The organism is Nocardia beijingensis NBRC 16342 (assembly GCF_001612785.1).
In the GTDB taxonomy this organism is placed as follows: domain Bacteria; phylum Actinomycetota; class Actinomycetes; order Mycobacteriales; family Mycobacteriaceae; genus Nocardia; species Nocardia beijingensis.
The window spans coordinates 40,608-63,567 of sequence record NZ_BDBC01000007.1 but is presented as its reverse complement, the minus strand read 5'-3'; the positions used below and the strand labels follow the sequence as shown (position 1 = coordinate 63,567).

Genomic DNA, 22,960 nt, shown 5'->3' with positions numbered 1-22,960 from the left:
ACATGCAAGATCGGTCATCGTCTCTTCTGAGCCGCCGTTGAACCGATCGGCGGCCGCGCCCGTATCACTCGTGTACGCAGTCGAAGTCTCGTCAGCGGAAAGGAGTGCCGATGCGGACTCGGGTCGTGGACCATCTGGTGCGAACGGTTTCGGCACTGGGCGTGCGCCACATCTTCGGAGTGGACGGCGCCAATATCGAAGACCTCTACGACGCGATCTTCGACGCGCGGGACCGGATCACCGGGGTGGTCGCGAAACACGAGTTCTCGGCGGCCACCATGGCCGACGGGTACGCCCGCGGCACGGGCGGGCTCGGCGTGGTCGCCGCGACCTCCGGCGGCGGCGCGATGAACCTCGTCGCCGGGCTCGCCGAATCGTTCGCCTCGCGGGTGCCGGTACTCGCCCTGGTCGGGCAGCCCCCGACCACGCTGGAGGGCAACGGCGCCTTCCAGGACACCAGCGGGCGCGCGGGAGCCATCGACGCGGTCCGCCTCTTCGGCGCGGTCAGCACCTATTGCGCACGGGTGGAAACCGCGGCCGACCTGGCAGATCGGCTGGACAGAGCGGTGCTGGCCGCCCGTCGTGGCGGTCCGGCGGTGCTTTTGCTGCCCAAAGACGTGCAGCAGGCCGACGCGGGCCCGATCGCGCCGCTCTGTCCGGCCCCTAGGGCGCATCGATCCGACCAGGCCGGGCTCGCTCGCGTGCGCGACGCGCTCACGACGGCCAGGCACATCGGGAAGATCGTGATCATCGCCGGTGATCAGGTCGCGCGCGACGACGCGCGCGCCGAACTGGCCCGCCTGGCCACCGCCCTGGACGCCGCCGTGGGCGTCACGCCGGACGCCAAGGACGTCTACGACAACGCCGATCCGGCCTTCTGCGGCGTCGCGGGCACCATGGGTCACCCGGAACTGGCGGCGGCCATCCGCTCCTCGGCGCTGTGCCTGCTGGTCGGCACTCGATTGCCGGTCACCGCCCGCGCGGGCTCGGAGAGCGCGCTCGCCGACCGAACGGTCGCGAGCATCGGCTTGGCGCCGCCTTACCTGCCCGCCATCCACGCGACCAGCACCGATCTGTCCCGAACGCTCGCCGAACTGGCCGGCGAACTGGACGACGGCACCACCGGAGCCGAACGCGTGCGCGCGGCGCAACCGCTGACTTCGCTGCGGGTGCCCGAGTCCTCCGGTCCCGGTCTGCGGTACCAGGAAGTGGTCGAGACGATCGACGCCGCGTTGCCGGAGGGCACCGACGTGTTCGCCGACGCGGGCAACACCGGCGCCTCGGTGGTGCACCACCTCCGGGTGCCGCGCGACGGGCGGTTCGTGGTGGCCCTCGGCATGGGCGGGATGGGATACGCCTTCGGCGCGGGCATCGGGTCCGCGTTCGCCCGGCACGCCCGAACCGGCGGCGTCCGGCGGACGGTGGTCATCGCCGGGGACGGCTCCTTCTATATGCACGGCATGGAGTTGCACACCGCGATCGAGCACGCCTTGCCGGTCACCTTCGTCGTGCTGAACAACAACGCGCACGCCATGTGCCTGACCAGGGAACAGCTGTATTACGGGGACCACTACAGCTTCAACCGATTCCGCCCGGCCGACCTGGGCGCGGGCATCGCCGCGATGTTCCCCGGCCTGCCCGCGTTCTCCGTGCGCACCGGCAGCGAGCTCGCCGCCGCGCTCCGGAGCTGCCTGGAAACCGAAGGGCCGTCGTTCCTTTCGATCGAATGCGATCCCGACGAGATTCCCCCGTTCCTGCCCTTCCTGACCACCGTGGAGTAATCCCCGCGATCACCGATGAACGCCCCCGCGGCGGCGCCGCCGACGCCCACCCGAAGGAGTAACACCGTGACCACCAGTTCCCTCCCCGCCCTCAGCGACATCCCGCAGGAGGCCGTGCCCGGCGTGCTCCGCATCGAGAACTCCGACAAGGACGCGACCACGCCGATCATCATGGACATGCTGCGGTCGGTGTATCCGCACGACCAGATCTACGGCGAATTCTGTCCGGTGCAGGCGTACATCGACGCGCCGCCGCGCGAGGTCTACGAATACCTCGCCGACACCAGGTCGCTGGAGGAGTGGACCTACAGCCTGCGCGGGTTCGTGGAGACCGAGGAACCCGGGCTCTGGCTGGCCTACGACCGGCTCGGCTCGGAGACCAAGATCTTCACCCGCACCGTCGCCAACCCCGACGCTATGACTGTCGACTACCACTGCGCCTGGGACCAGGGCAAACACTTGTGGATGATCTACCTGCTGCGCGTGGTCGACGCGCAGGTGGTGTTCCACAAGCCCGGTTCGGTGGTGCTGTGGATGAACTGCAAACACCCGTTCTACGACGCCAACCCCTATCCGGAGACCGCGCCGCCGCAGCGGCCGGTGTGGGTCGGCGATTTCTGGGAGATGTTCTCGGCGGGACATCAGCTGGAGATGGACAACCTCAAAGCCATCTGCGAGTACCGGGCCGCGCACGGCCTGCCCATCAAGCCCGACTGGATGAAGTGAGACGCACGTGATCCCCACGCAACAACATCTGCCGCAGGTCAGTCTCGTCGACGTGGCCTCGTACCTGCCCGGCGAGCCGGTCGGCACCGAGTACTTCACCCAGTTCGCGCGCTCGGATCGGATGGCGAAGAACGTCATGTTCCGCGCGCCCAAGGGCCGCCACCACGTCGCGCGCGACGAGACCGCGGTGGACATGGTCGAGCGTGCCGTCGCACCGCTGATCGAACGCAACGGCGCCGACGCGATCGCCGAGGTCGACGTCCTGATCACGCACACCCAACTGCCGGACAATCCGGTGCTCGGCTGTGGGCCGGAGGTGGCGCGACGGCTCGGCATCCGTCCGTCGTCCGTCTACGACGTGCACAACGGCGGCTGCGCGGCGTTCGTGCACATGATGGCGATGGCCCGCATGATCCTGCAGACCACGGCCGCACGCACCGCGCTGATCGCGGCGACGCAGAACTGCGCGGGACCGGTGTTCACCCAGACCGAGATCCGCAAGCTGGCGCAGGCTCCGGTGCCCGGCGACGGCTGCGGGGTCGGACTGCTGCGCAAGGACGACAGCGCGCCGATCCTCGACATCGAATGCCGGACCTATCCCGAATTCGCCGGAGACATGGACTTTTCTACGAACGGCGAGCGCAAGTACTGGGAGCCGGGCGAAGGCCAGGGATGCGTCAGCTTCACCGAATCCAAGGTGACCAAGGTGTTCGCCAGGGGCAATCGGCTGGTGCCGGAAGTCGCCCTCGCGGTGTGTGATCGGATCGGCGTGCGGGGACGTGACGTGGACACGTTCGTCACCAACCAGCCGAACCGGCTGTTCCTGCGCAATTGGCACGACGCGCTGGAACTGCCGCCGGACCGCCACCCCGACACCTTCGACTCCTGTGGAAACCTGTTCGCGGCCGGCATTCCGGTGACCCTGGACGTGGAGAACCGGGCCGGACGGCTGCCCAACGGATCGCTGGTGCTGATGGCGGCGTTCGCGCACGCGGGCGACTTCGCGGGCGCGGCCGCCGTCCGCTGGGGAGCCGCGCGATGAGCGTGCACGTCGTCGACGGCACCCGGCCCTCCCACAGGCACCGCGCGTCGCGGGTGCCGCCCCGCTTCGACCTCGCCCTGAGCGAGAACCCGTTCCCGCCGCTGACCTCGGTGCTGCGGGCGGTGCAGATGACGCTGGCCGAGGCCAACCGGTACCCGGAGTTCTCGCCGCAACGCCTGCCGCTGCTGATCGCGCGACACCTCGGTGTGCGGGCGGACCAGGTGGTGGTCGGGTCGGGGGCGACCGGCGTGGCGCTGCAAATTCTGCAGACCCTGACCACGCCGGGAGCGGAGATCGTCTACAGCGCCCCGACCTTCGACGGGTATCCGATCATGGCCGAGATGACCGGGGTCACCGCGGTACCGGTGCCGCTGGATGCGGCGGGGAACCAGGACCTGCGGGCGATGCGGCGGGCCGTCGACCGGCGCACCGCGCTGATCGTGGTGTGCCGTCCGCACAATCCCACCGGAACGGTCGTCCCCGCCGACGAGCTGAAGGCGTTCCTGTCCGATGTGCCGAGCCGGGTTCCGGTCGTGCTGGACGAGGCGTACGTCGAATTCCTCGGCGCCACCGAGTACGCCGACCCGCGCGCGTTGATCGCGAAGCACTCCAATCTGATTGTGCTGCGGACCTTTTCGAAGGCGTACGGTTTGGCCGGGTTGCGCATCGGCTACGCCTTCGGCCGAACCGAGTTGATCGCGCGGATCGGCAAGCTGCAACTGCCCTTCGGAGTGAGCGCGGCGGCGGTGGCCGCGGTCGCCGCCTCTTACGCCGCCGAACCCGAACTCGCCGCGCGCACCCTCCGCATCACCGAAGCGCGAGACGCGCTGCGCGGCGCACTGCTGGCCCGTGGCTACGCGATTCCGGAGAGCCACGCCAACTTCCTGTACATCCCCGGCCCCGGCACGACAACGGCCCTGCGCCGCGCGGGCATAGCCGCCAAGTACTACGCAGACGGCAGCGCCCGCATCGCCGTCGGCGACCCGTCGTCCGACCATGCGGTGCTCGTGGCCCTCACTTCCAGGCCGCGCCCATCTGCGCACAACTTTTGAGCTGCACGCTTGCATCCTTCTGTGTCCGCTGACCATTGGCGCAACAGGTCCACTATCGTGGACTACGCGGAACTGGAGATTGAGCGCGCAACTGGACCGAGCGACGCCGCCATGTACGCCAGTACCCGAACAGCGGAGGTGAAGTGGCAGGGTTTCGGATTACGCGCGTGCGGATCAAGAATTATCGCAGCGTCGCGGCTTGTGATGTCAGGCTTGGCTCGCTGACATTCTTGGTAGGGCCGAACGGATCAGGAAAGAGCAATTTCATTGATGCCCTGAGATTGGTTGCCGACTCCCTCCGTACGTCGCTGGATCATGCGCTGCGAGACCGCGGCGGAATCTCCGAGGTTCGCAGGAGGTCCACGGGGCACCCTCGAAATTTCTCGATTCGTCTTGATTTCGCGTCGGCGAATACCGCAGGACACTACGCTTTCGAAATCGGATCTCGTGAAGGCGGCTCATATGCGGTCACCAAAGAGGAGTGCCGTGTCGAATATGTCGATATGGAGACGCCGTCTTGCTGGTACCGGGTCGAGCGCGGCAGGGTAGTGGATTCCAGCGAAAAGACGCTGCCAGCGGTGAGCGAAGATCGGCTGCTACTCGTGGCCTTGTCGGGAAATCCATTGTATCGACCGATATACGACGGCCTGAGTGAGATGGGTTTCTACAACCTCAATCCCGACGCCGTTCGCGAGCTTCAATCGCCAGATGCGGGAGAACTTCTGCTTCGGGATGGCGCGAATGTTGCCAGTGTGCTCGGACGCCTCGAGCATCGATTCCCGAAAGCCAAGGAGCGTATAGAGAGTTACCTGGCGACTGTAGTGCCCGGCATAGTTTCGGTGGCAAGAGTGAACCTCGGTCCTAAAGAGACTTTAGAATTTCGCCAAAATGTGCAAGGAGGCGGCCATTCTTGGCGGTTCTCCGCCGCCAGTATGTCCGATGGGACCCTGCGGGCGCTCGGTGTGCTTGTCGCGCTCTTCCAAGTACCGGCCACGACCGACAATCTTCCGCTCATCGCGATCGAAGAGCCAGAGGTCGCTCTCCATCCTGCCGCTGCAGACGTGCTTCGCGATGCTCTCCTCGAGGCCAGTGAAACCCGGCAAGTGCTGGCCAGCAGCCATAGTCCCGAACTACTCGATTCCTCGGACATAGGGGATGATCAAATAATCGCGGTAACTGCCGAGGAGGGAACGACCCGACTTGCACGGCCCGACCGGGCGGGGATAGCCGCTCTACGAGACCACCTCTATACACCGGGGGAGCTTCTGCGTATAAATCAACTATTACCCGACGAAGGCGAAAGCGATCCTGAGTCAAGTCAGATGCGGCTTTTCGAGGGTGCTTCTTGAATTCGATGATACTCGCTCCGATCGTCGAGGGACACGGCGATGCGCAAGCTGTGCCAATTCTTCTACGGCGCCTCTTGGAACGAATAGGATTCTACTCTCTGCGAGTGGCGCCACCTGTCAGGATTCCACGCGATCAGATGGTCAGAGAAAAGGAGCTCTCCCGGGCGATTAAACTTGCTTCATTGCGCGTAGAGGACTTCGGTGCTGTGATCATCGTGTTGGACAGTGACGACGCCTGCCCGGTTGAACTAGCGCAGTCCGTTTCGTCGGCTGGAGAAGCGGCAGGAGCGGCTTGTCCGGTAGTGGTAATTTCCGCCCAACGTGAGTACGAATCCATTTTTCTTGCAGCGGCCGATAGTCTCGCCGAGGTGGGGCTGACCAAGACCGGCACTCCTACCATCGAGAACCCGGAAACCATTCGCGGAGCGAAGGAACGGATTCGTTCGATTCTGATCGACGGTCGGTATCGCGAGACTCAAGAACAGGCGAGATTGACCGCTCGTATCGATCTGGATGAGGCTCTTCGCCTACGTTGGCTACGAAAGTTGGATAAAGAGCTTCGCCTGATTGTGAACTCCTTCCCCACCGTATAGAAGCTTGGGTGGCCCTTCTTAACTGCAACCATCCGCGCGGATGCCTTGCGAACGGATTCGCCCCGGTCTTTCTACGAGCGATCCGTCGACCGGCTGGATCGTCGCGTCGGCGGCAACAGCGGGTCGACGGGCGGCAGTCGAGGCCAGTGCGAGGCGCGGAGGGGGATGGTTCGATCGAGGCGTGTGGTCCGAATTCGAGGTGAACGCGCCGCCCGCCCGCGGGACGGCCAGCCGGGTCCTGTTCCGGTTCACGCTGGGTCGGCGAGCGGTCATACTGCGCCAGACGCTGATCGAGCCGGGCGGCAGCAGCGGGTGGCACTACCACGACGGGACGCTGTTCGTGCTGGTCGCGCGGGGGACGCTGGATCATCCGGGCGCGGACTGCGCGCCGGTGACCTACCGGCGCTGGCGGGTGTTCCGGGAACCCAGTGGGCCGCGCTACCCGCACGTCGCGCGCAATCTCGGGACCGTGCCGGTACTGCTGTGCGTGCTCTACGTCACGCCGGTCGGCAGTCCGTTGTCCCGCAGCATTCCCCCGCCGGAGTGCGCGGACGCAAGCTGACCGCACACCGTTCGCGGGCTGGCAGGCATCGCATAGTGCGCGGACGCGGGGCAATCGGTCTCACTCGCGGGGCACCAGGTGTGGAGGCGGGGGGCCGGTTCAGCTCGCGGGCCGAGGCCGGCATAGTGCGCGGACGCGAGTCAACCGGCCTCAGCTCGCGAGCCGACAGCAGCGCGACGTGGCAGAGGCGGGGCGACCGGTTCAGCTCGCGGGCTGGCAGGCGTCGCGCAGCGAGCAGGCGCCGCAGGAGTTGCCGCAACCACCGGTCTGCGGCGGCGGAGCGATGGCTTCGGCCGCCTGCGCGGCGGCGTTCGCGCCCGCGCCGAGGGTGAACAGCGCGACGACGGCGGCGCAGGCCGCGACCGCCAGCGCGATGAAGCCGTCCGCGGCCAGCCCGACCAGACCACCGGCGAACAGCAGCGCCCCGGCCGCGATCGAGGTGGGAGCGGCGACGCGGTTGGCGACGCGGAAGGTCTCGTCCGTCGACAGCGCGACCTCGGTGTGGACACCGAAGAAACGATTGCGGGGCAACCGGCCGGTCAGCCCGAGTGCTCCGGTTGCGACGGCCACCACAGCCAGCACGAACAGGACGAGAGCGACGACGAACACTCATGCAGGCTAGCGCATCGGCGCCGTGCGCCCTCCGACGGGCGGCGTCCCGGCGAACCCCGCCGCAACCGCAGGCCAGCCCGATTTTCGGTCCTGCCGACGCGACGTTCTACCCTGATAGACGAAGTTTGTCGGGGATCGGCGACCACAAGAAGGCAGGACCGTGCAAGACACACGTGCAACCGAAAGCGATGTACCTGAGCACCGGTACAACGCGGAGCTTGCCGGCCGCATCGAGCGCCGGTGGCAGCGGACGTGGGACGAACGCGGAACCTTCCATGCGCCGAACCCGGTGGGACCGCTAGCCGGTCGCACGCCGCCCGACAAGCTGTTCATCCAGGACATGTTCCCGTACCCCTCCGGCGCGGGCCTGCACGTCGGGCATCCGCTCGGTTACATCGCCACGGACGTCTTCGCCCGCTACCACCGCATGCACGGACGCAACGTGCTGCACGCCCTGGGCTACGACGCCTTCGGCCTGCCCGCCGAGCAGTACGCGGTGCAGACCGGCGCGCACCCGCGCGACACCACCGAGTCGAACATCGCCACGATGCAGCGCCAGCTGGACCGCCTCGGTCTCGGCCACGACCGGCGCCGGTCGTTCGCGACCACCGATCCGGAGTACTACCGCTGGACGCAGTGGATCTTCCTGCGGATCTACAACGCCTGGTACGACACGGAGCTGAACCGGGCCCGCCCGATCGCCGAGCTGGAAGCCGAGTTCGCGTCGGGTGCGCGGGCCGTGCCCGACGGCAAGTCCTGGGACGCGATGCAGGCCGCCGAGCGTGCCACGCTGCTGGACTCGTATCGCCTGGTCTATCAGACCGATTCGATGGTCAACTGGTGCCCCGGCCTGGGTACGGTGCTGGCCAACGAGGAAGTCACCGCCGACGGCCGCAGCGAGCGCGGCAACTTCCCGGTGTTCCGCAAGCGGTTGCGGCAGTGGATGATGCGCATCACCGCCTACTCCGATCGCCTGGTCGACGACCTGGAGCGGCTGGATTGGCCGGAGAACGTCAAGGCCATGCAGCGCAACTGGATCGGACGATCCCGCGGCGCGCAGGTGAAGTTCGACGCCGACGGCGAGCAGATCGAGGTCTTCACCACTCGGCCCGACACCCTGTTCGGCGCCACCTACGTGGTGCTCGCGCCGGAGCACGAGCTGGTCGACAAGCTGACCGCCGCCGCGTGGCCGGCCGGAACCGACCCCAGGTGGACCAACGAGGGCGCCGCGACGCCGGCCGAGGCCGTGGCGGCCTACCGCAAGTCGATCGCGGCCAAGTCGGATCTGGAGCGCCAGGAGAACAAGGAGAAGACCGGCGTCTTCCTGGGCAATTACGCGATCAACCCGGCCAACGGCGCGGCCGTGCCGATCTTCATCGCCGACTATGTGCTCAGCGGCTACGGCACCGGCGCCATCATGGCCGTCCCCGGGCACGACCATCGCGACTGGGAATTCGCGTCCGTGCTCGGCCTGCCGATCGTCGAGGTGATCAGCGGCGGCGATCTGGAGCACGGCGCCCACGCGGGCGAAGGCGCGCTGGTGAACTCGGATTACCTCGACGGCCTGTCCGTCGAGGAGGCCAAAGCGGCGATGATCGCCCGGCTGGAGGCCGACGGCCACGGCAAGGGCACCATCCAATACAAGCTGCGCGACTGGTTGTTCGCGCGCCAGCGGTATTGGGGCGAGCCGTTCCCGATCGTCTACGACGAGCAGGGCGCGCCCCACGCGCTGCCGGAATCCATGCTGCCGGTGCTGCTGCCGGAGCTGGACGATTTCGCCCCGGTGACCTTCGACCCGGACGACGCGAATTCCGAACCCTCCCCGCCGCTGGCCAAGGCCGCCGACTGGGTGGAAGTCGAACTGGATCTCGGCGACGGGCTCAAGCGCTACCGCCGCGACACCAATGTCATGCCGCAGTGGGCGGGCAGCTCCTGGTACGAGCTCCGCTACGCCGACCCGACGAACACCGAGGCGTTCTGCGCCAAGGAGAACGAGGCGTACTGGCTCGGCCCGCGCACCGATGTCGGCGGACCGAACGACCCGGGCGGCGTCGACCTGTACGTCGGCGGTGTCGAGCACGCGGTGCTGCACCTGCTCTACGCCCGGTTCTGGCAGAAGGTGCTGTTCGACCTGGGTGACGTGTCCGCGAGCGAGCCCTATCGGCGGCTGTTCAACCAGGGCTACATCCAGGCGCACGCCTACACCGACGAGCGCGGCGCGTACGTGCCCGCGGCCGAGGTGGTCGAGCGCGATGGCAAGTTCTTCTGGACCGACGCCACCGGCGCCGAGATCCAGGTGCGCCAGGAGTACGGCAAGATCGGCAAGTCGCTGAAGAACGCCATCTCCCCGGACGAGATGTGCGATCTGTACGGCGCCGACACCTTCCGCTTCTACGAGATGGCGATGGGTCCGCTGGACACCTCGCGTCCGTGGGCGACCAAGGACGTCGTCGGCGCGCACCGGTTCCTCCAGCGTGTGTGGCGTCTGGTGGTGAACGAGGAGACCGGTGCGGTGCGGGTCACCGACGCGTCCGCGAGCGAGGAGACGCTGCGCCTGCTGCACAAGACGATCGCGGGCGTCGACGAGGATTTCGCCGCGCTGCGCGACAACACGGCGGGCGCCAAGCTGATCGAGTTGACCAACCACCTGACCAAGAGCTACCCCGACGGCGCGCCGCGCTCGGTGGTGGAGCCGCTGGTGCTGATGCTGGCGCCGCTGGCCCCGCACATCGCCGAGGAGCTGTGGGAACGCCTGGGCCACACCGGTTCGCTGGCGCACGGCCCCTTCCCCGTCGCCGATCCCGCGCTCCTGGTGGAGGAGTCGGTGGAGTACCCGATCCAGGTGAACGGCAAGGTGCGCAGCCGGATTCAGGTGGCGGCCGACGCGGACAACGCGGCGATCGAGGCGGCCGCGCTGGCCGACGAGAAGATCGCGGCGCTGCTCGACGGAAAGCCGCCGCGCAAGCTGATCGTGGTGCCGGGGCGCCTGGTGAACATCGTCGCCTGACGGCGGGTCAGCGCGGCGGGAGCAGCACGTCGTCGAGCGTGACCATGGACAGGTTGCGCTCCTCGACGATGTCGACCAGCTGTCCGTAGCAGTGGGTGACGGCGGGCGCGTTGGCGTGCCCGATGACGATCGTCTGCGGCTGGAAGTACTGCCGCGCGCATTCGATCAGGTATTCCTCGGTGATCACGCCGGAGTCGGACAGTGAGCCGTACCACATGGTGGGCACGGTGTAGCCGAGGTCGGCGGCCACCCGGTCGACTGTGGCGTTGTGCCTGCCGAAGGATTGCCGCCGCAGGCGCGAGCGCCTCGTAGCGCGATGCGACGTCAGTACGGCCGGAGGACGACCTCGGTGGGGTGCGCGTCGCGGGGGGTGTCGATGGCAGTGCGCACCGTGTACGCCACAGTCTCCGGTGTGAGGAAGTCCTCGGGCCGGTACTCGCGCCCCTCGCCCGCGATGATCGCCCGCTGCATATCGGTGTCGATGCGGCCGGGATGGATCGAGGTGACTCGCAACTCCGGCTCCTCCAGGCGCAACGCGTCGCCGAAGGCGCGCAGTCCGAACTTGCTCGCGGCGTAGGAGGCCCAGCCCGCGTTGGCGCGCAGCCCCGCACCGGAGTTGATCAGCACCACGTGCCCCTGGCCTTCCCGCAGCGCGGGCAGCAGCAGCCGGGTGAGTTCGGCGACCGCGATAACATTGGCTTCCAATGTGTTTCGCCACTGCTCGACGGTGGATTCCGCGATCGTGCCGAGGTCGGCGATGCCCGCGTTGTGCACCAGCACATTCAGGTTCCGGATCGGCGCGACCGCGTCGGCGAGGGCGGCGTAGTCGGTCAACTCGACCGGCCAGCCCCGCGCGCCGGGCAACTCGGCGAGGATGCCGCGCAGCGACTGCGCCGATCGCGCGCCGAGCAGCAGATCGTGGGTCGGCGCGAGTTCCCTGGCGATCGCGGCGCCGAGGCCGCGACTGGCGCCGGTGATCAACGCGGTCGGTTTCGAGGACGCGACGGAACTCATGGGCCCCACCGTAACCGGCTGGGCGAAGAAGGCGTAAAAACCCGTAGCACTGGACGAACGACTAGCGCTGCGGGCCGAATCGGGGCGAGAATCTCGGGCAGCGAATCACGGACGGGGCGTGCGAAAGTGAGAACCGCCGAAGACGAAGCGGCCACAGGCCGATCGGATGGAGACGAAACGAACACCGCTGAGCGGGCATATCTGCGGGTGACATCGCAGAATAGGGGGATGGCGCATCCGGGCTTCACCCCCACCCAGCTCGCGGCCCGCGCTGCCTACCTGCTGCGCGGCAACGACCTGGGCACCATGACCAGCGCGGCGCCCCGGCTGTACCCGCACATGTGGAGCTGGGACGCGGCGTTCGTCGCGGTCGGGCTCGCGCCGCTGAGCGTGGAACGCGCCGTGGTCGAGCTGGACACCCTGCTGTCCGCGCAGTGGAAGAACGGCATGATCCCGCACATCGTCTTCGCCAACGGCGTGGACGGCTATTTCCCCGGCCCGGCCCGCTGGGAGTGCCGCAAGCTGGCGGCCAACGCGCCGGACGGCCCGGACACCTCGGGGATCACGCAGCCGCCCGTGCACGCCATCGCGGTGCAGCGGATTCTGGATCATTCGCGCAGGCACGGCCGCAGCACCAGGTCGGTGGCCGAGGAGTTCCTCAACCGGCGCTGGCCGGATCTGGTGCGCTGGCACCGGTGGCTGGCGCACGCCCGCGATCCCAAGGAGACCGGCCGCATCACGCTGTACCACGGCTGGGAGTCCGGGATGGACAACTCGCCGCGCTGGGATCGCGCCTACGAGCACGTGGTCCCCGGTGACCTGCCGCCCTATCGCCGCGAGGACGTGCTGGTGGTCTCCGATCCGACCCAGCGCCCCACCGACCGGGAGTACGACCGCTACCTGTGGCTGGTCGAGCAGATGCGCCGAGCGGGTTACGACGACTATCAGCTGGCCTCGACCATGAGCTTCGCCGTCGAGGACGTGTTCGTCACCGGGATCTTCGCGCTGGCCTGCGAGGTCTTGGCCAATATCGGCGAGGAGTACAAGCAACCGCGCGCCGACGTGCGCGACCTCTACGCGTGGGCCGACCGGTTCCGCGCCGGCGTCGTCGCCACGACCGACGCGCGCACCGGCGCGGCCCGCGACTTCGACGTGCGGTTGCAGCGGTGGATCAACACCGAGACGCTCTCGATGTTCGCGCCGCTGCTGTGCGGCGGCCTCCCCCGCGACACCGAGCGCGCTCTGCTGCGCCTTTTCGAGGGTCCGCGCTTCTGCGGTCACCCGGATCTGCGCTACGCGCTGCCGCCCTCCACCTCGCCGGTGTCCAAGGATTTCCGTTCCCGCGAGTATTGGCGCGGGCCGGTGTGGCCGGTGATGAGCTGGCTGTTCTCGTGGGTCTTCGCCCGGCGCGGCTGGGCCGAGCGCTCGTTCATGCTGCGCGCCGAGGGCCTGCGCCAGGCCAGTGACGGCAGCTTCGCCGAGTACTACGAGCCGTTCACCGGCGAACCGCTCGGCAGCATGCAGCAGTCGTGGACGGCGGCGTCGGTGCTGGATTGGCTGGGGTGAGAGCTCAGAAGAGTTCTGACACCCCAGCTGTCACACTGGTAACGGCCAGAGCGAATGGCTATCGTCCTCCGGCATGGGCATCTGGAGGTCGACCACCCGCCGCGGCGCGGCGCTGTCACTGATCACGCTGTCCGGCGTTCTCGTCGCCACGCTACCGGCGACCGCGACGCCGACCGGTCCGGACGTCTCTTCCTGGCAGCACACCGACGGCGCCCTGATCGACTGGTTCGCGGTCAAACGTTCCGGCCACGACTTCGCGATGGTCAAGGCCACCGAGGGCCTCAACTACATCAACCCGTACTTCGTGCCCGACAGCCTGCTGATGCGCGCGGCCGGAATGGCTCGCGGCACCTACCACTACGCCCGGCCCAACCTGCCACCCGAACCGCAAGCCGCGCTGTACGCGGCGGTGGCGCTCGGCCAGAACGGGCCGCTCGATCTGCCGCCGGTGCTGGATCTCGAGGTCACCGGCGGTCTCGCCCCGGCCGCCCTGATCGACTGGACCCGCCGCTACTTGAACACCGTGGAAACGCTCACCGGCCGCGTCCCGATCGTCTACACCTATCCCGTCTTCTGGCGCACCGCGATGGCCGACACCCACGAGTTCGCCCAGTACCCCCTGTGGATCGCCGACTACCGCGGCAACGCCCAACCCGAGGTCCCCGGCGGCTGGTCCACTTGGACGTTCTGGCAGACCACCGACAGCGGCGCCATCCCGGGCATCGAGGGCCGCGTCGACCTCAACGTCTACAGCGGCGCCCAAGGCGCCTTCGCCGGCTACGCCAACATGGGCGGCACCGGCAGCGGATAGGGAGCGGGGCCGCTACCCGCCCAGTCGGGTAGCGGCCCCACTCGTGGGGAGAGCCGCGGAGGGAGGCCGTGGTTGCAGGGGGCCGGAGCGCCGCGGCTGCGGTATCAGACCCCGATGCGGCCGCCTGCCTTCTTCCAGACCGCCACGACCGAGGGGCGCGGCTGGGCCGTGCCGCCGTCGGGCCAGTGCGACAACGGGTTGTCCGGGGTCGCGTCGTCGGCCTCGCCGGGATGCTGCACGCACACCATGACCCGCGCCTCGCTCACCACCGGACCGCAGGTCTCCGCACCGCGCGGAACGGTGAGGAACTGCTTGGTCTGTCCGCGATTCGGGCCGTCGAGCACCACCGAGAACAATCCGTCGTTCGACTTCAGCGCGTTGCCGTCGGTGGCGATCCACAAGTTGCCGTACGGATCGAAGGCCAGGTTGTCCGGGCAGGAGATCGGGCTGACCTTCGACTTCTCGTAACCGGCGAAATAGGTGTCCGCCGCCGCGGGATCGCCGCAGACCAGCAGCAGCGACCAGGTGAACGTGGTGCCGGTGTGGGTGTCGTCGATCTCCAGGATCTGGCCGTTCTTGTTCAGCTTGCGCGGGTTCGCCTCGTCCGGCCCCTGCTTGCCTTCCGCGCCGCGGTTGTCGTTGTTGGTCAGCGCCACGTACACCTTGCCGGTGTAGGGGCTGGCCTCGAAGTCCTCCGGGCGGTCCATCTTGGTGGCGCCCACCTTGTCGGCGGCCAGGCGGGTGAACACCGCCACCTCTTCCGCGCTCATACCGTCGACCAGCGACTTGCCCTTGCCGTCCGCGCCGGTCTCCAGCAGTGGAATCCACTGGCCGGTGCCGGTGAAGCCCTTCTCGGACGGCTTGGCGCCGGTACCGTCGATCTTGTCCGCGTGATCGCCGGAGAGCTTCGCGACATACAGCGTGCCCGCGTCCAGGATGGTCAGGTTGTGCCGCATGCTCGCCGCGCCGGTGCCCGGCTGGATCTTGCGCGAGGACACGAACTTGTACATGTATTCGAACTTCTCGTCGTCACCGGTGTAGGAGACGACGTCGCCGTTCTTCGTGACGTAGATGGTGGCGGCCTCGTGCTTCACCCGGCCCATCGCGGTGTGCTTGATCGGCGTCGAGTTCGGATCCCACGGATCGACCTCGACGACGTACCCGAAGCGATTGGCCTCGTTGGGTTCCTGCGCCAGGTCGAAACGCTTGTCCGCGCGCTCCCACAGGTTGGTGGTCTTGCCCGCGGCGAAACCGTAGCGCTTCAGCCGCGCGGCGGCGGCCGACTCGGTCACCTTGTCGGCGTTGGCGAAGTAGCCGTGGAAATTCTCCTCACCCGACAGCACGGTGCCCCAGGGCGTCAGGCCGCCGGAGCAGTTGGCGAAGGTGCCGAGCACCTTGGTGCCGGTCGGATCGGCCGAGGTCTTCACGAAGTCGCTGCCCGCGGCCGGACCGGTCAGCTTGAACTCGGTGCTCGCCGTGATTCTGCGGTTGTACTTGCCGAAGGCGGGAACCAGCTTGCCGGAGCCGGATTCGCCTCGGACCTCCACCACGCTCAAGCCGTGCGCGGCCATGGTGACCGCGATCTGCTCGTCGGTCGGCGCGTCCTTGTTGTAGCCGCGGAACATGTGCGGGCTGGTGGTGTATTCGTGATTGACCACCAGCAGATAGCCGTTGGCCTGGCCCTCGATCGGCAGCAGAGCGGCGAAGTCGTTGTTGTAGCCGAACTGCTTCGCCTGCGCGGCGGCGGTCTGCTTGTCGAAGTCGAAGGCGGGCGCGTCCGGGAACAGCGGATCGCCCCAGCGGATCACGACGCACTGCTCGTAGCCGTCCGGGATCACCACAGCGTCCTCCTTGTTCGGCGCGACGGCGGCGAAGTCGGTGCCGGTTCCGGGCGGCCCCGCGGGCGAGGTGGAGCCCACGGTGGTCGGCTCGCTGTCGTCACCGCAGGCCGCGAGGACGCTGCCCGCGCCGACCGCGAGCACGGCGGCCGCGCCGCCCTTGATCAGTCCGCGCCGGTTCAGCGAGCTGACGATGTCACCGAAGTAGGCGCCGGAAGAGGTGTTCGGCGCCGCGTGGAAGCACGCGTTCGCGCACTTGTACTCACATGTCACGGCGGCGCGCGACGACTGTCCGTCGTGCTTCACGAAAAGGGCGAGTGGCTGAAGACTCACGGTGACTCCTGGGTTGGGCCGATGGCCGCACGGTAAACCATCCGGACCATCCGGAAGGGACGACAAAGTGAACAACCGCCCAACTAGGTAACCCTCGAATTGCCCGACCGCCAGGCCTGGGAACAGACGAAAGCCGCGCCGATTCGATGATCTCGAATCGACGCGGTGTCGAATGGCGGCTGCCTCGTGCTCGGTGGAACCGGCCCGGCTCACGCATCAGGCGTTCACCGGAAGGGCGATGACGACCCCGCTCTCGTTCTCGGGCAGGTAGTGCGCCCGCACGACGCGCCCCACCTGCACCTGGCCGACGCTGGCCGGGGCGAGGAACTTCGTCACCCGGGTCGAGAAGCTCGACCCGTCCGGCCGGGTGACCACCAGGCCGAGCTCGACCTCGGAGTGCCCGTCGCGGATGTTTCCGGTGACCGACAGCGACTGCACCACCGCCTGGGTGGCGATGCCGCGCTCGGCGATGTCGAGCTTGTGCCGCGTGGTGATGCCCTTGCGGATCAGGGACTCGTTCATCGCGTTCTGCGCGGCGGAGGCGTCGCCGGACAGGTCGACCTCCACCCGGTCGGTCCGGCCGGGCAGGTAGCGCACGGGCAGCACCACCCCGGCGCGCAGCAGGGCCAGCTCGGTGAACGGCACGATCATCTTCGCGGAGGAGTGGAAGATCTTGCCGTCCGCGCCTTCGACGCTGAACTCGATTCGAACCTGCGGCTGGTCGTTGACCGTGACGCCGGTCTGCCGCACCGATCGGACGGTGCCGAGGCCGGTCATGCCCTCGCGGAACTCCGCGCTGTTGCGACCGGTCAGCGCGCTCATGATGCCTTCGCCGGTGAACGCGAAGACCATGGGGACCAAGGTGAGCGCGATGATCGGCAGCGCCATTTCGAAGCCGAGCCAACCCATTCCGGCGGGCTCCCATTCGCTGGTGGGGACGTAGGTGACGGCGTGGTAGACGTAGTAGCCGATCGCGGCGGCGCCGAGGGCGAGGGCGATCAGACGAAACTTGTTCATGGCGTTTCCTTTTGGTTTGCGAGGTTTCGGGATTCGCCGCACCCCGTCATCCCGGTGTGGGTCCGGGATGACGGGGGCGGATCGGGGTGCATGCGGCGATCAGGCGCCGACGATGGACGAGCAGGCGAAGGTGATGTCGAACTTCGACGTCTTCGGCCCGGCCAGCGGGTTGGTCAGGTCGGGGGCGCCGACGCCCTCGCCGGTGACCTTGAAGGTGTTGCCGTCCTTGACGACCTTCGCGGAGCCGCCCGGCATGCCGTTGCCGAAGCCCACCGCGTAGGGCAGGCCGTTGTCGCCGCCCTTGCTGCCCGCGATCGCGACCGCCTGCACGGTGTTCGAGTCGGTGATGGTCGCGCTCACCGAGAGGTTGCCGTAGGCGGAGTTCGCCGTGTCGGTCAGCGCGAGCGCCAGGGTGCCGCCCTGCTTGGCGCAGGTGGTGTCGAACTTCGCGTCGAAGGTCTTGCCGTCGACCGAAGCGACCGACTTCCCCGCCGGAGCGGCCGGCTGCGCCGAGGACGGCGCGGGCGCGGCGGGCGAGCTGCCCTTGCTGTCACCGCATCCGGTGAGCACGGCGACCGCGGCGGTGGCGGCGAAAGCGGCGGCGGCGATGCGGAGCGAAGTGGCGTTCATGGTCTGTGTCCTTGTCGTTCGAGGGGCGGCGCCCCTGGTCCTGTTCTCCGGCCCTCCTGTTGGGCCGTTGAGAAAAAGGTACGAACGATTCGCCCCCTACCGATCCCAGGTTTTCAGCATTACCGCTGGTAGAAGACTCGCACCCCCACGCAACCCCGGCCCAGTCGCCCTCGAACGCGACGGCACCAGGCCACCCGGCCCTGCCGTCGAGTGGCACATGGCTGTGGCATTTCGCGAGAAGGGGTCTCCACCGTGTGCCGCTGATCTTGATACGTGCCGCCTTTGCGCTTGGCGGCTGTCTGCGTCGCGACTCTTCGCTCAACAGATACAACGAAAACGGCCCGGTCACTGTCCATCAGGACAGCGGGCCGGGCCGTGGTGATCGCTAGTGCTACGGGCGCTTGAACTCGCCGTCGTTCACGCCAGCGGTGAACGCGTCCCACTCGCCGGGGGTGAACACCAGCGCCGGGCCGGTCGGATTCTTCGAGTCACGGACGCCGACCTGACCGCCGTCAAGAAACGCCACCTCGACGCAATCCTTCGACCCGCTGCTGCGGCGACTCTTGAACCACTTGGCACCGGATAGGTCAACGTGCACTGTCATACTCCTTTTCGATCTTGGAGATGAGGGCTCGACTGCCTGCCTCATCCAGCGCCAGACGGTCCAGTTCGGCGCAGGCTTGACGGTACTGCCGGACCTCGTCTGCGCTCTCAAGGTACAAGTCGCCCAGGAAACCTTGCACATAGACCACAGGTGGCACCGTCAAATCTGCGGTCGGGTGGCGCGGAAACTCCAACAGCACGAATATGCCGACCAGCAGAGCGCGGTAGGCACCCACTGTCGTCGGCACAACACGAATCGATACGTTCGGCAACTGTCCGACCTCCAACAAGTGTCGGAGCTGGGCAGTCATGATCTCGGTGTTGCCTGTCGTGCGTCGAAGCACAGATTCATCGACAAACACGTTCAAGGTGAGCGGATTGCGTTCGTCGGTGAGCCGTGATCGGCGTTTGAGTCCGACCTGCAACATGCGTTCGGCATCCTCGGCAGGCTTGTTCGGAAACTCCGTCCAGATCAGCGCCCGCTTGTACTCCTCAGTGTGCAGCAGGCCCGGCAAGAACGTCGTCTGGTACGAGGTGATCCGGTTGGCTGCATCTTCTAGGCCGACGAACAGGTTGAAGTCTTTCGGAATCGTGTCGTCGGTAAATGCCTGCCACCAACCCTTCGCGCCCTTAGTTTCCTTGACCAGTTCCAGGACGACCTGGGTCTCCTTCTCCGTGGCGTTGTAGAGCTGACACAGCCGCTCGATCAGGACCGGGTTGAAGCGGACGGGTTGACCCGTCTCCATCTTCCAGATCGTTGACCGAGCCGAGGCGATCGCGGCCGCTGCGGCCTCTCTGGTGATGTCGGCCCGCTCGCGCAGCGTCTCCAGCTGCATGCCGAGCATGCGCCGCGCGATTGTGGAATCTGTTGCCATCTCGACCTTTCGGAGTGCGTTGCAACTCGAACAAGGATGCAACAACAACTAAAACGGCACCGGATTTTTGGAAACGTTCGCGTTGAAATCGTCGCAGCAAGGCGTGTTGTGGGTGTCTCCTTGGTAGCGCGCCCGGCGGCATGAGCGAGTGATGGCGATCGTCCGCTCACGTTCCCGACGCCGGTCACTTCCCAGCCTGGGTGGCCGGGCCGGGCGCACCTTACCCGCCTTCGATGTGAGTTGAGGTCTGCCGATGGATGAAGGAGCGTTCGGGGACACACCGTTGTCCCGCTGCATGTTCTATCGCAGGAATTGCGGCTTCAACGCCGTGATCGACCCGCCGGAACTCGGACGGATCGTGATGCGCGCCGGGTCGGTGTGGGCGGTGACGATGCCCAGCAGGTTGGGCCGAGCGGTGAAAGCGCATATGCAAAGCGGCGGCGTCGCGATCGGACCGATTGTCGGACATCCGCGTTCGGGTCGCTGGACGTTCCTGGTCCGTCCCGACATCGAAGACAACGACGTCAAGCTGTTCGCCGAGATGTTCCGCAGGGACGTGAGCATCGCGCGAGAGGGAGCCGTCATCGCGCTCCCCTCCCCTAGCCCGAACGGCTCCATCCGGCAATGGGTTGTCCCGGCTCGCAATGCTTTCCTTCCGTCCGGTCTTGCTGTCGTCGAGGCCGTACGGGCCTGGTCCGGAGTGGTTTCCCAGACTCCACGCTATGGCCGGTAGCGCAATGCTGCCGGTGCTCATCGCCTTCGGGGTCGTCTCTTGGCTCGCCATCTGCTTTTTCGTGAGCACGGCGATCCTCGAGTACCGCGTCACCCGTACGGAGAAGCTCTATCTGGAACTCGCAGCGAATCGATCAGTTCCATGCGATGCCGATATCGAGCGCCTGTGTGACCTGACCGAACCGCGCCGCGATCCGTGGGTGCGCCCGGATCTGGTTCCGGCGTAAACAGCGGTCGATCCAGAGCAAATCGCAGCAAACACCGAAATTTCCGTCGCGGCTCTACGCCGCCGTCTCGTGGGAGGTGTTCACCAATGGCCGCCGAGGGCGATGCCGACATCGACGCCGAGTCGAACGGGCCGTGCTACGACACCAACGTCCTCGCCCGGACTCTTTCCTGGTTGGACCACAACAACCCGCACTGGCCGATGCAGAGCTACGAGGCCGCGCGTACGGCCTACCACCATCACCAAGACTGCCCACCCATGACGTGCGCCACCTACATCGCGGCGCTCTACAAAATCAGGAAATCCACGGAGGCCGAGCATGATTGCGATCTCCTTCGTCACAGAGTGATCATGCAAGTCACGCGTACACAATCCGCCGTGCGGCGCAAGCACCAACCGCCCCTCGAGCACACCCGAGACCAGGTATCACCGCACCCGGAGCAGCCGGACGTACGCCTGGCGGTGGTAATCGACGGCCACCGCCTGGACTTCGCCGCGTGCCTCACATCCGCCCTATGGTTCCTCCAAGAGCAACACCGACGACGGTTCGTCGACTCCGTAGAGGTGATCCTCGGCGACACAACCGGCTTACGCCGCTTGCCGAACGAAAGACTGTATGACGGTCCGTGAAACCAGCGGTGAAACTCATCAACCGTTGCACCATCCCTTGATCGGCAGGACACCCAATGAACCAGGAGACAGCACGGCGAGGCGCCGACCTGCTGGCGGCCGACATCGAGTCGGCTTTCGGCTTCGAGGTTCGCATCGATGAAACGATCCCCGAGCGTCTTCGCCGGCTGGCCGATCCACCGGCGTGGTTTATCGAATTCACCGTCCCGGCCTTGAACGTATTGATGGGCACTACCCCCGGCGAGCTCACCCCTAACGGCGTGGCGTGCAGATTGGCCCGGGAAGTCCACGACGACGTCCTGTCCCGCAGTGGCAAGATCTGGCCCGCCGACCCCGCGGGTGGGGACCAGCCGTTGCTTCCCACTCTCGACGGATGGCGTGGGCGAGGTGGCTTGATACCGTTCGGTCAGGTCAAGACAGCGAAAGATCCTGATCCCAGCCTCGACGGCGTGGTCCGGTGGTGGCTGCCCGACACCTACGACGGACTCATCGCCAGCCACTCCGGCGACGTATGGTTCTCCTTCTGGCAGTACCAGGGCGACGAACAACTCATCACGCCGGGCATGCCGGTGACATGGGTCGTCGGCGAAGGCGGGCACGGAAAGTACCGCAAAGCGAGCGAAGTCCGGCCGGCACAACCGTAGCCCAGTGTGCGGTCGGTTTGCCGCCGACGACGAGAGCGCCCGACCAGTCAGAACGAGGCTCTACGGCCTGGATATTGGCGAGTTCCCGCGATCGTCGCAATCCTCCCGATCGGGAGGTTGCGGCGACCGAGGGGCTTTCGAGAAGGGTGGAGTTTCCGTGATCAGCTTGTGCGGCTGGTCGGCCGGTACCTCAGGGCCAACGGCTACCCAGGTAAAAGCCGGGCCAGTGCCACAATGGTGTGATGACAGCCGCCAGGTTGGCGCTCTACCAACGGCTCTCGGCGTCCCTGGCTTCGCGCAGCGATGCCGAGCTCGCTGAGCTGGTAGACAGCGGTCGAGTTACGAGCCTGGGTGTGGGCGGCGGTACGGCGCGCATCGACGTCGAGGGCGTGCCGGTGTTCACCAAGCGCATCCCCTTGACCGAACGGGAACTCGCCGAGCCGGGCTCCACAGCGAACCTGTTCGACGTGCCGCTGTTCTGCCAGTACGGCATCGGCGGCCCAAGTTTCAGCGCATGGCGAGAGCTGGCCGCGAACGTCATCGTCACCGACGGCGTTCTGGCCGGTGAGACGCAGGGGTTCCCGGTGCTCTACCACTGGCGGGTACTACCCGGCCGATCGCCGGTCCCAGCTGAACACGCCGACATCGACGCGGTGGTCGCCGCCCAGGGCGGCTACCCCGCCGTCCGGACCCGTCTCGAAGCGCTGGCCGCCGCGCCGTGCAGCCTCGTGCTGTTCTGCGAATACATCCCACACCCGATAGCCGACTGGCTGCGCGAGGACCCGGCCGGTAAGGCCGCCACAGTCGAGCGGCAGTTCTCGGAAATCGTGGCGTTCCTGCGCGATCGAGAGTTGCTGCACATGGACTGGCACTTCGGCAACTTGCGCACCGACATGGAGCGCATCTATCTCAGCGACTTCGGGCTGGCGACCTCGCCACGATTCGACCTGTCAGCCGCCGAGCGCGACTTCGTAGAACGCCACGCCACCCATGACGCCAGCTACTCCTCCATGCGCCTGGTCAATTGGCTGGTGGCCGACGTCTGCGAAGTCCCGATGCCGTCCAGCGGCGGCCCCGTCGCCCGCAACGAATACGTCCGCCAGTGCGCCACCGGCCACATCCCGGACGACGTGCCACCAGCCGTGGCCGCGATCCTGACCCGCCACGCACCTACCGCCGCGAAGATGAACGCCTTCTTCTGGAGACTGTTCGACGGCGACGTCCACGCCGAGTATCCCCGCGTGTGAGGTCCCGGAGGCCTTCTACGTCCTGTTCACTTCTCGCCCTGTACGGCCCTTTGTCGACCCCGGCGCAGGG

General features: G+C 67.1%; 22 protein-coding genes and 1 pseudogene. 15 read left to right on the top strand and 8 right to left on the bottom strand.

Annotated features, from left to right (window positions below; translation table 11 throughout):
• The first annotated feature begins 110 nt into the window (after window positions 1-110).
• From NB3_RS03255 to NB3_RS03230, 7 genes are all read left to right on the top strand, one after another.
• Entirely contained in the window at window positions 111-1,781 is a 1,671-nt protein-coding gene (locus NB3_RS03255) for a thiamine pyrophosphate-binding protein (protein ID WP_067796224.1), read from the top strand.
• A gap of 66 nt (window positions 1,782-1,847) precedes the next feature.
• The gene (locus NB3_RS03250) at window positions 1,848-2,507 is read left to right on the top strand and encodes a DUF8713 domain-containing protein (protein WP_157111472.1); all 660 of its coding nucleotides are present in this window, start codon (window positions 1,848-1,850) and stop codon (window positions 2,505-2,507) included.
• 28 nt (window positions 2,508-2,535) lie between these two features.
• Entirely contained in the window at window positions 2,536-3,549 is a 1,014-nt protein-coding gene (locus NB3_RS03245; protein ID WP_067796559.1) for a 3-oxoacyl-ACP synthase III family protein, read from the top strand.
• Window positions 3,546-4,601 (top strand): aminotransferase class I/II-fold pyridoxal phosphate-dependent enzyme, encoded by a 1,056-nt coding sequence (locus tag NB3_RS03240; RefSeq protein ID WP_067796218.1) that lies wholly within the window; start codon window positions 3,546-3,548, stop codon window positions 4,599-4,601. Before NB3_RS03245 ends, NB3_RS03240 begins: the two co-directional genes overlap by 4 nt.
• Before the next feature lie 167 nt (window positions 4,602-4,768).
• Complete coding sequence (locus NB3_RS33910) at window positions 4,769-5,950, top strand: AAA family ATPase (RefSeq protein WP_218020520.1); 1,182 nt, start codon at window positions 4,769-4,771, stop codon at window positions 5,948-5,950.
• A gap of 5 nt (window positions 5,951-5,955) precedes the next feature.
• Entirely contained in the window at window positions 5,956-6,543 is a 588-nt protein-coding gene (locus NB3_RS33905; RefSeq protein ID WP_084485701.1) for a DUF4276 family protein, read from the top strand.
• Between the two features lie 181 nt (window positions 6,544-6,724).
• Window positions 6,725-7,105 carry a cupin domain-containing protein gene (locus tag NB3_RS03230; RefSeq protein ID WP_067796213.1) on the top strand — a complete coding sequence of 127 codons (381 nt, stop codon included), beginning with the start codon at window positions 6,725-6,727 and terminating at the stop codon, window positions 7,103-7,105.
• A 201-nt stretch (window positions 7,106-7,306) separates the two neighbouring features.
• On the opposite strand, the gene NB3_RS03225 is transcribed toward NB3_RS03230, so the two are convergent.
• The gene (locus tag NB3_RS03225) at window positions 7,307-7,714 is read right to left on the bottom strand and encodes an SdpI family protein (protein WP_067796210.1); all 408 of its coding nucleotides are present in this window, start codon (window positions 7,712-7,714) and stop codon (window positions 7,307-7,309) included.
• A gap of 163 nt (window positions 7,715-7,877) precedes the next feature.
• Between NB3_RS03225 and leuS the strand changes: the two genes are divergently transcribed.
• On the top strand, window positions 7,878-10,724 hold the full coding sequence (gene leuS / locus NB3_RS03220) for a leucine--tRNA ligase (RefSeq protein ID WP_067796207.1): 2,847 nt from the start codon (window positions 7,878-7,880) through the stop codon (window positions 10,722-10,724).
• Window positions 10,725-10,731: 7 nt separating this feature from the next.
• On the opposite strand, the pseudogene NB3_RS03215 reads toward leuS, so the two are convergent.
• Window positions 10,732-11,013 (bottom strand): annotated as a pseudogene (locus NB3_RS03215) (polysaccharide deacetylase family protein); the annotation flags it as partial.
• 35 nt (window positions 11,014-11,048) lie between these two features.
• A complete protein-coding gene (locus NB3_RS03210; RefSeq protein ID WP_067796205.1) occupies window positions 11,049-11,738 on the bottom strand; it encodes an SDR family oxidoreductase in 690 nt (229 codons plus the stop codon).
• Window positions 11,739-11,966: 228 nt separating this feature from the next.
• On the opposite strand from NB3_RS03210, the gene ggh reads away from it, so the two are divergent.
• Complete coding sequence (ggh, locus tag NB3_RS03205) at window positions 11,967-13,304, top strand: glucosylglycerate hydrolase (RefSeq protein WP_067796202.1); 1,338 nt, start codon at window positions 11,967-11,969, stop codon at window positions 13,302-13,304.
• A 73-nt stretch (window positions 13,305-13,377) separates the two neighbouring features.
• Entirely contained in the window at window positions 13,378-14,115 is a 738-nt protein-coding gene (locus tag NB3_RS03200; protein ID WP_067796199.1) for a glycoside hydrolase family 25 protein, read from the top strand.
• A gap of 104 nt (window positions 14,116-14,219) precedes the next feature.
• Here the strand turns inward: NB3_RS03200 and NB3_RS03195 are convergent, their stop codons facing one another.
• The 5 genes from NB3_RS03195 to NB3_RS03175 form a co-directional block, all read right to left on the bottom strand.
• Window positions 14,220-16,286 carry a PhoX family protein gene (locus NB3_RS03195; RefSeq protein ID WP_067796196.1) on the bottom strand — a complete coding sequence of 689 codons (2,067 nt, stop codon included), beginning with the start codon at window positions 16,284-16,286 and terminating at the stop codon, window positions 14,220-14,222.
• 216 nt (window positions 16,287-16,502) lie between these two features.
• Window positions 16,503-17,303 (bottom strand): hypothetical protein, encoded by an 801-nt coding sequence (locus tag NB3_RS03190; RefSeq protein WP_067796192.1) that lies wholly within the window; start codon window positions 17,301-17,303, stop codon window positions 16,503-16,505.
• 99 nt (window positions 17,304-17,402) lie between these two features.
• A complete protein-coding gene (locus NB3_RS03185; RefSeq protein WP_067796190.1) occupies window positions 17,403-17,933 on the bottom strand; it encodes a lipoprotein LpqH in 531 nt (176 codons plus the stop codon).
• A gap of 391 nt (window positions 17,934-18,324) precedes the next feature.
• Window positions 18,325-18,531, bottom strand: a complete 207-nt coding sequence (locus NB3_RS03180; RefSeq protein WP_067796187.1) for a DUF397 domain-containing protein — start codon at window positions 18,529-18,531, stop codon at window positions 18,325-18,327.
• Window positions 18,521-19,411 (bottom strand): DUF5753 domain-containing protein, encoded by an 891-nt coding sequence (locus tag NB3_RS03175; RefSeq protein WP_067796182.1) that lies wholly within the window; start codon window positions 19,409-19,411, stop codon window positions 18,521-18,523. The genes NB3_RS03180 and NB3_RS03175 overlap by 11 nt, the downstream gene beginning before the upstream one ends.
• A 253-nt stretch (window positions 19,412-19,664) precedes the next feature.
• Here NB3_RS03175 and NB3_RS03170 point away from each other — a divergent pair, with 253 nt between their 5' ends.
• The 5 genes from NB3_RS03170 (at window position 19,665) to NB3_RS03150 (ending at window position 22,890) form a co-directional block, all read left to right on the top strand.
• Entirely contained in the window at window positions 19,665-20,144 is a 480-nt protein-coding gene (locus NB3_RS03170; RefSeq protein WP_067796179.1) for a DNA-directed RNA polymerase subunit beta, read from the top strand.
• A 4-nt stretch (window positions 20,145-20,148) separates the two neighbouring features.
• Window positions 20,149-20,370: a hypothetical protein gene (locus tag NB3_RS03165; RefSeq protein ID WP_067796177.1), complete on the top strand. Its 222-nt coding sequence runs from the start codon at window positions 20,149-20,151 to the stop codon at window positions 20,368-20,370.
• 86 nt (window positions 20,371-20,456) lie between these two features.
• Entirely contained in the window at window positions 20,457-20,999 is a 543-nt protein-coding gene (locus NB3_RS03160) for a hypothetical protein (protein WP_067796175.1), read from the top strand.
• 56 nt (window positions 21,000-21,055) lie between these two features.
• Window positions 21,056-21,643: a hypothetical protein gene (locus NB3_RS03155; RefSeq protein WP_067796172.1), complete on the top strand. Its 588-nt coding sequence runs from the start codon at window positions 21,056-21,058 to the stop codon at window positions 21,641-21,643.
• Between the two features lie 242 nt (window positions 21,644-21,885).
• On the top strand, window positions 21,886-22,890 hold the full coding sequence (locus tag NB3_RS03150) for a serine/threonine protein phosphatase (RefSeq protein ID WP_067796170.1): 1,005 nt from the start codon (window positions 21,886-21,888) through the stop codon (window positions 22,888-22,890).
• Window positions 22,891-22,960 lie beyond the last annotated feature (70 nt).

Coding starts and splice junctions, on each gene's coding strand:
- NB3_RS03190 (WP_067796192.1), bottom strand. CDS start 17,303: ATGAACAAGTTTCGTCTGATCGCCCTCGCCCTCGGCGCCGCCGCGATC.
- NB3_RS33905 (WP_084485701.1), top strand. CDS start 5,956: ATGATACTCGCTCCGATCGTCGAGGGACACGGCGATGCGCAAGCTGTG.
- NB3_RS03240 (WP_067796218.1), top strand. CDS start 3,546: ATGAGCGTGCACGTCGTCGACGGCACCCGGCCCTCCCACAGGCACCGC.
- NB3_RS03170 (WP_067796179.1), top strand. CDS start 19,665: ATGGATGAAGGAGCGTTCGGGGACACACCGTTGTCCCGCTGCATGTTC.
- NB3_RS03150 (WP_067796170.1), top strand. CDS start 21,886: ATGACAGCCGCCAGGTTGGCGCTCTACCAACGGCTCTCGGCGTCCCTG.
- NB3_RS03155 (WP_067796172.1), top strand. CDS start 21,056: ATGAACCAGGAGACAGCACGGCGAGGCGCCGACCTGCTGGCGGCCGAC.
- NB3_RS03210 (WP_067796205.1), bottom strand. CDS start 11,738: ATGAGTTCCGTCGCGTCCTCGAAACCGACCGCGTTGATCACCGGCGCC.
- NB3_RS03200 (WP_067796199.1), top strand. CDS start 13,378: ATGGGCATCTGGAGGTCGACCACCCGCCGCGGCGCGGCGCTGTCACTG.
- NB3_RS03255 (WP_067796224.1), top strand. CDS start 111: ATGCGGACTCGGGTCGTGGACCATCTGGTGCGAACGGTTTCGGCACTG.
- NB3_RS03185 (WP_067796190.1), bottom strand. CDS start 17,933: ATGAACGCCACTTCGCTCCGCATCGCCGCCGCCGCTTTCGCCGCCACC.
- ggh (WP_067796202.1), top strand. CDS start 11,967: ATGGCGCATCCGGGCTTCACCCCCACCCAGCTCGCGGCCCGCGCTGCC.
- NB3_RS03175 (WP_067796182.1), bottom strand. CDS start 19,411: ATGGCAACAGATTCCACAATCGCGCGGCGCATGCTCGGCATGCAGCTG.
- NB3_RS03160 (WP_067796175.1), top strand. CDS start 20,457: ATGGCCGCCGAGGGCGATGCCGACATCGACGCCGAGTCGAACGGGCCG.
- NB3_RS03165 (WP_067796177.1), top strand. CDS start 20,149: ATGCTGCCGGTGCTCATCGCCTTCGGGGTCGTCTCTTGGCTCGCCATC.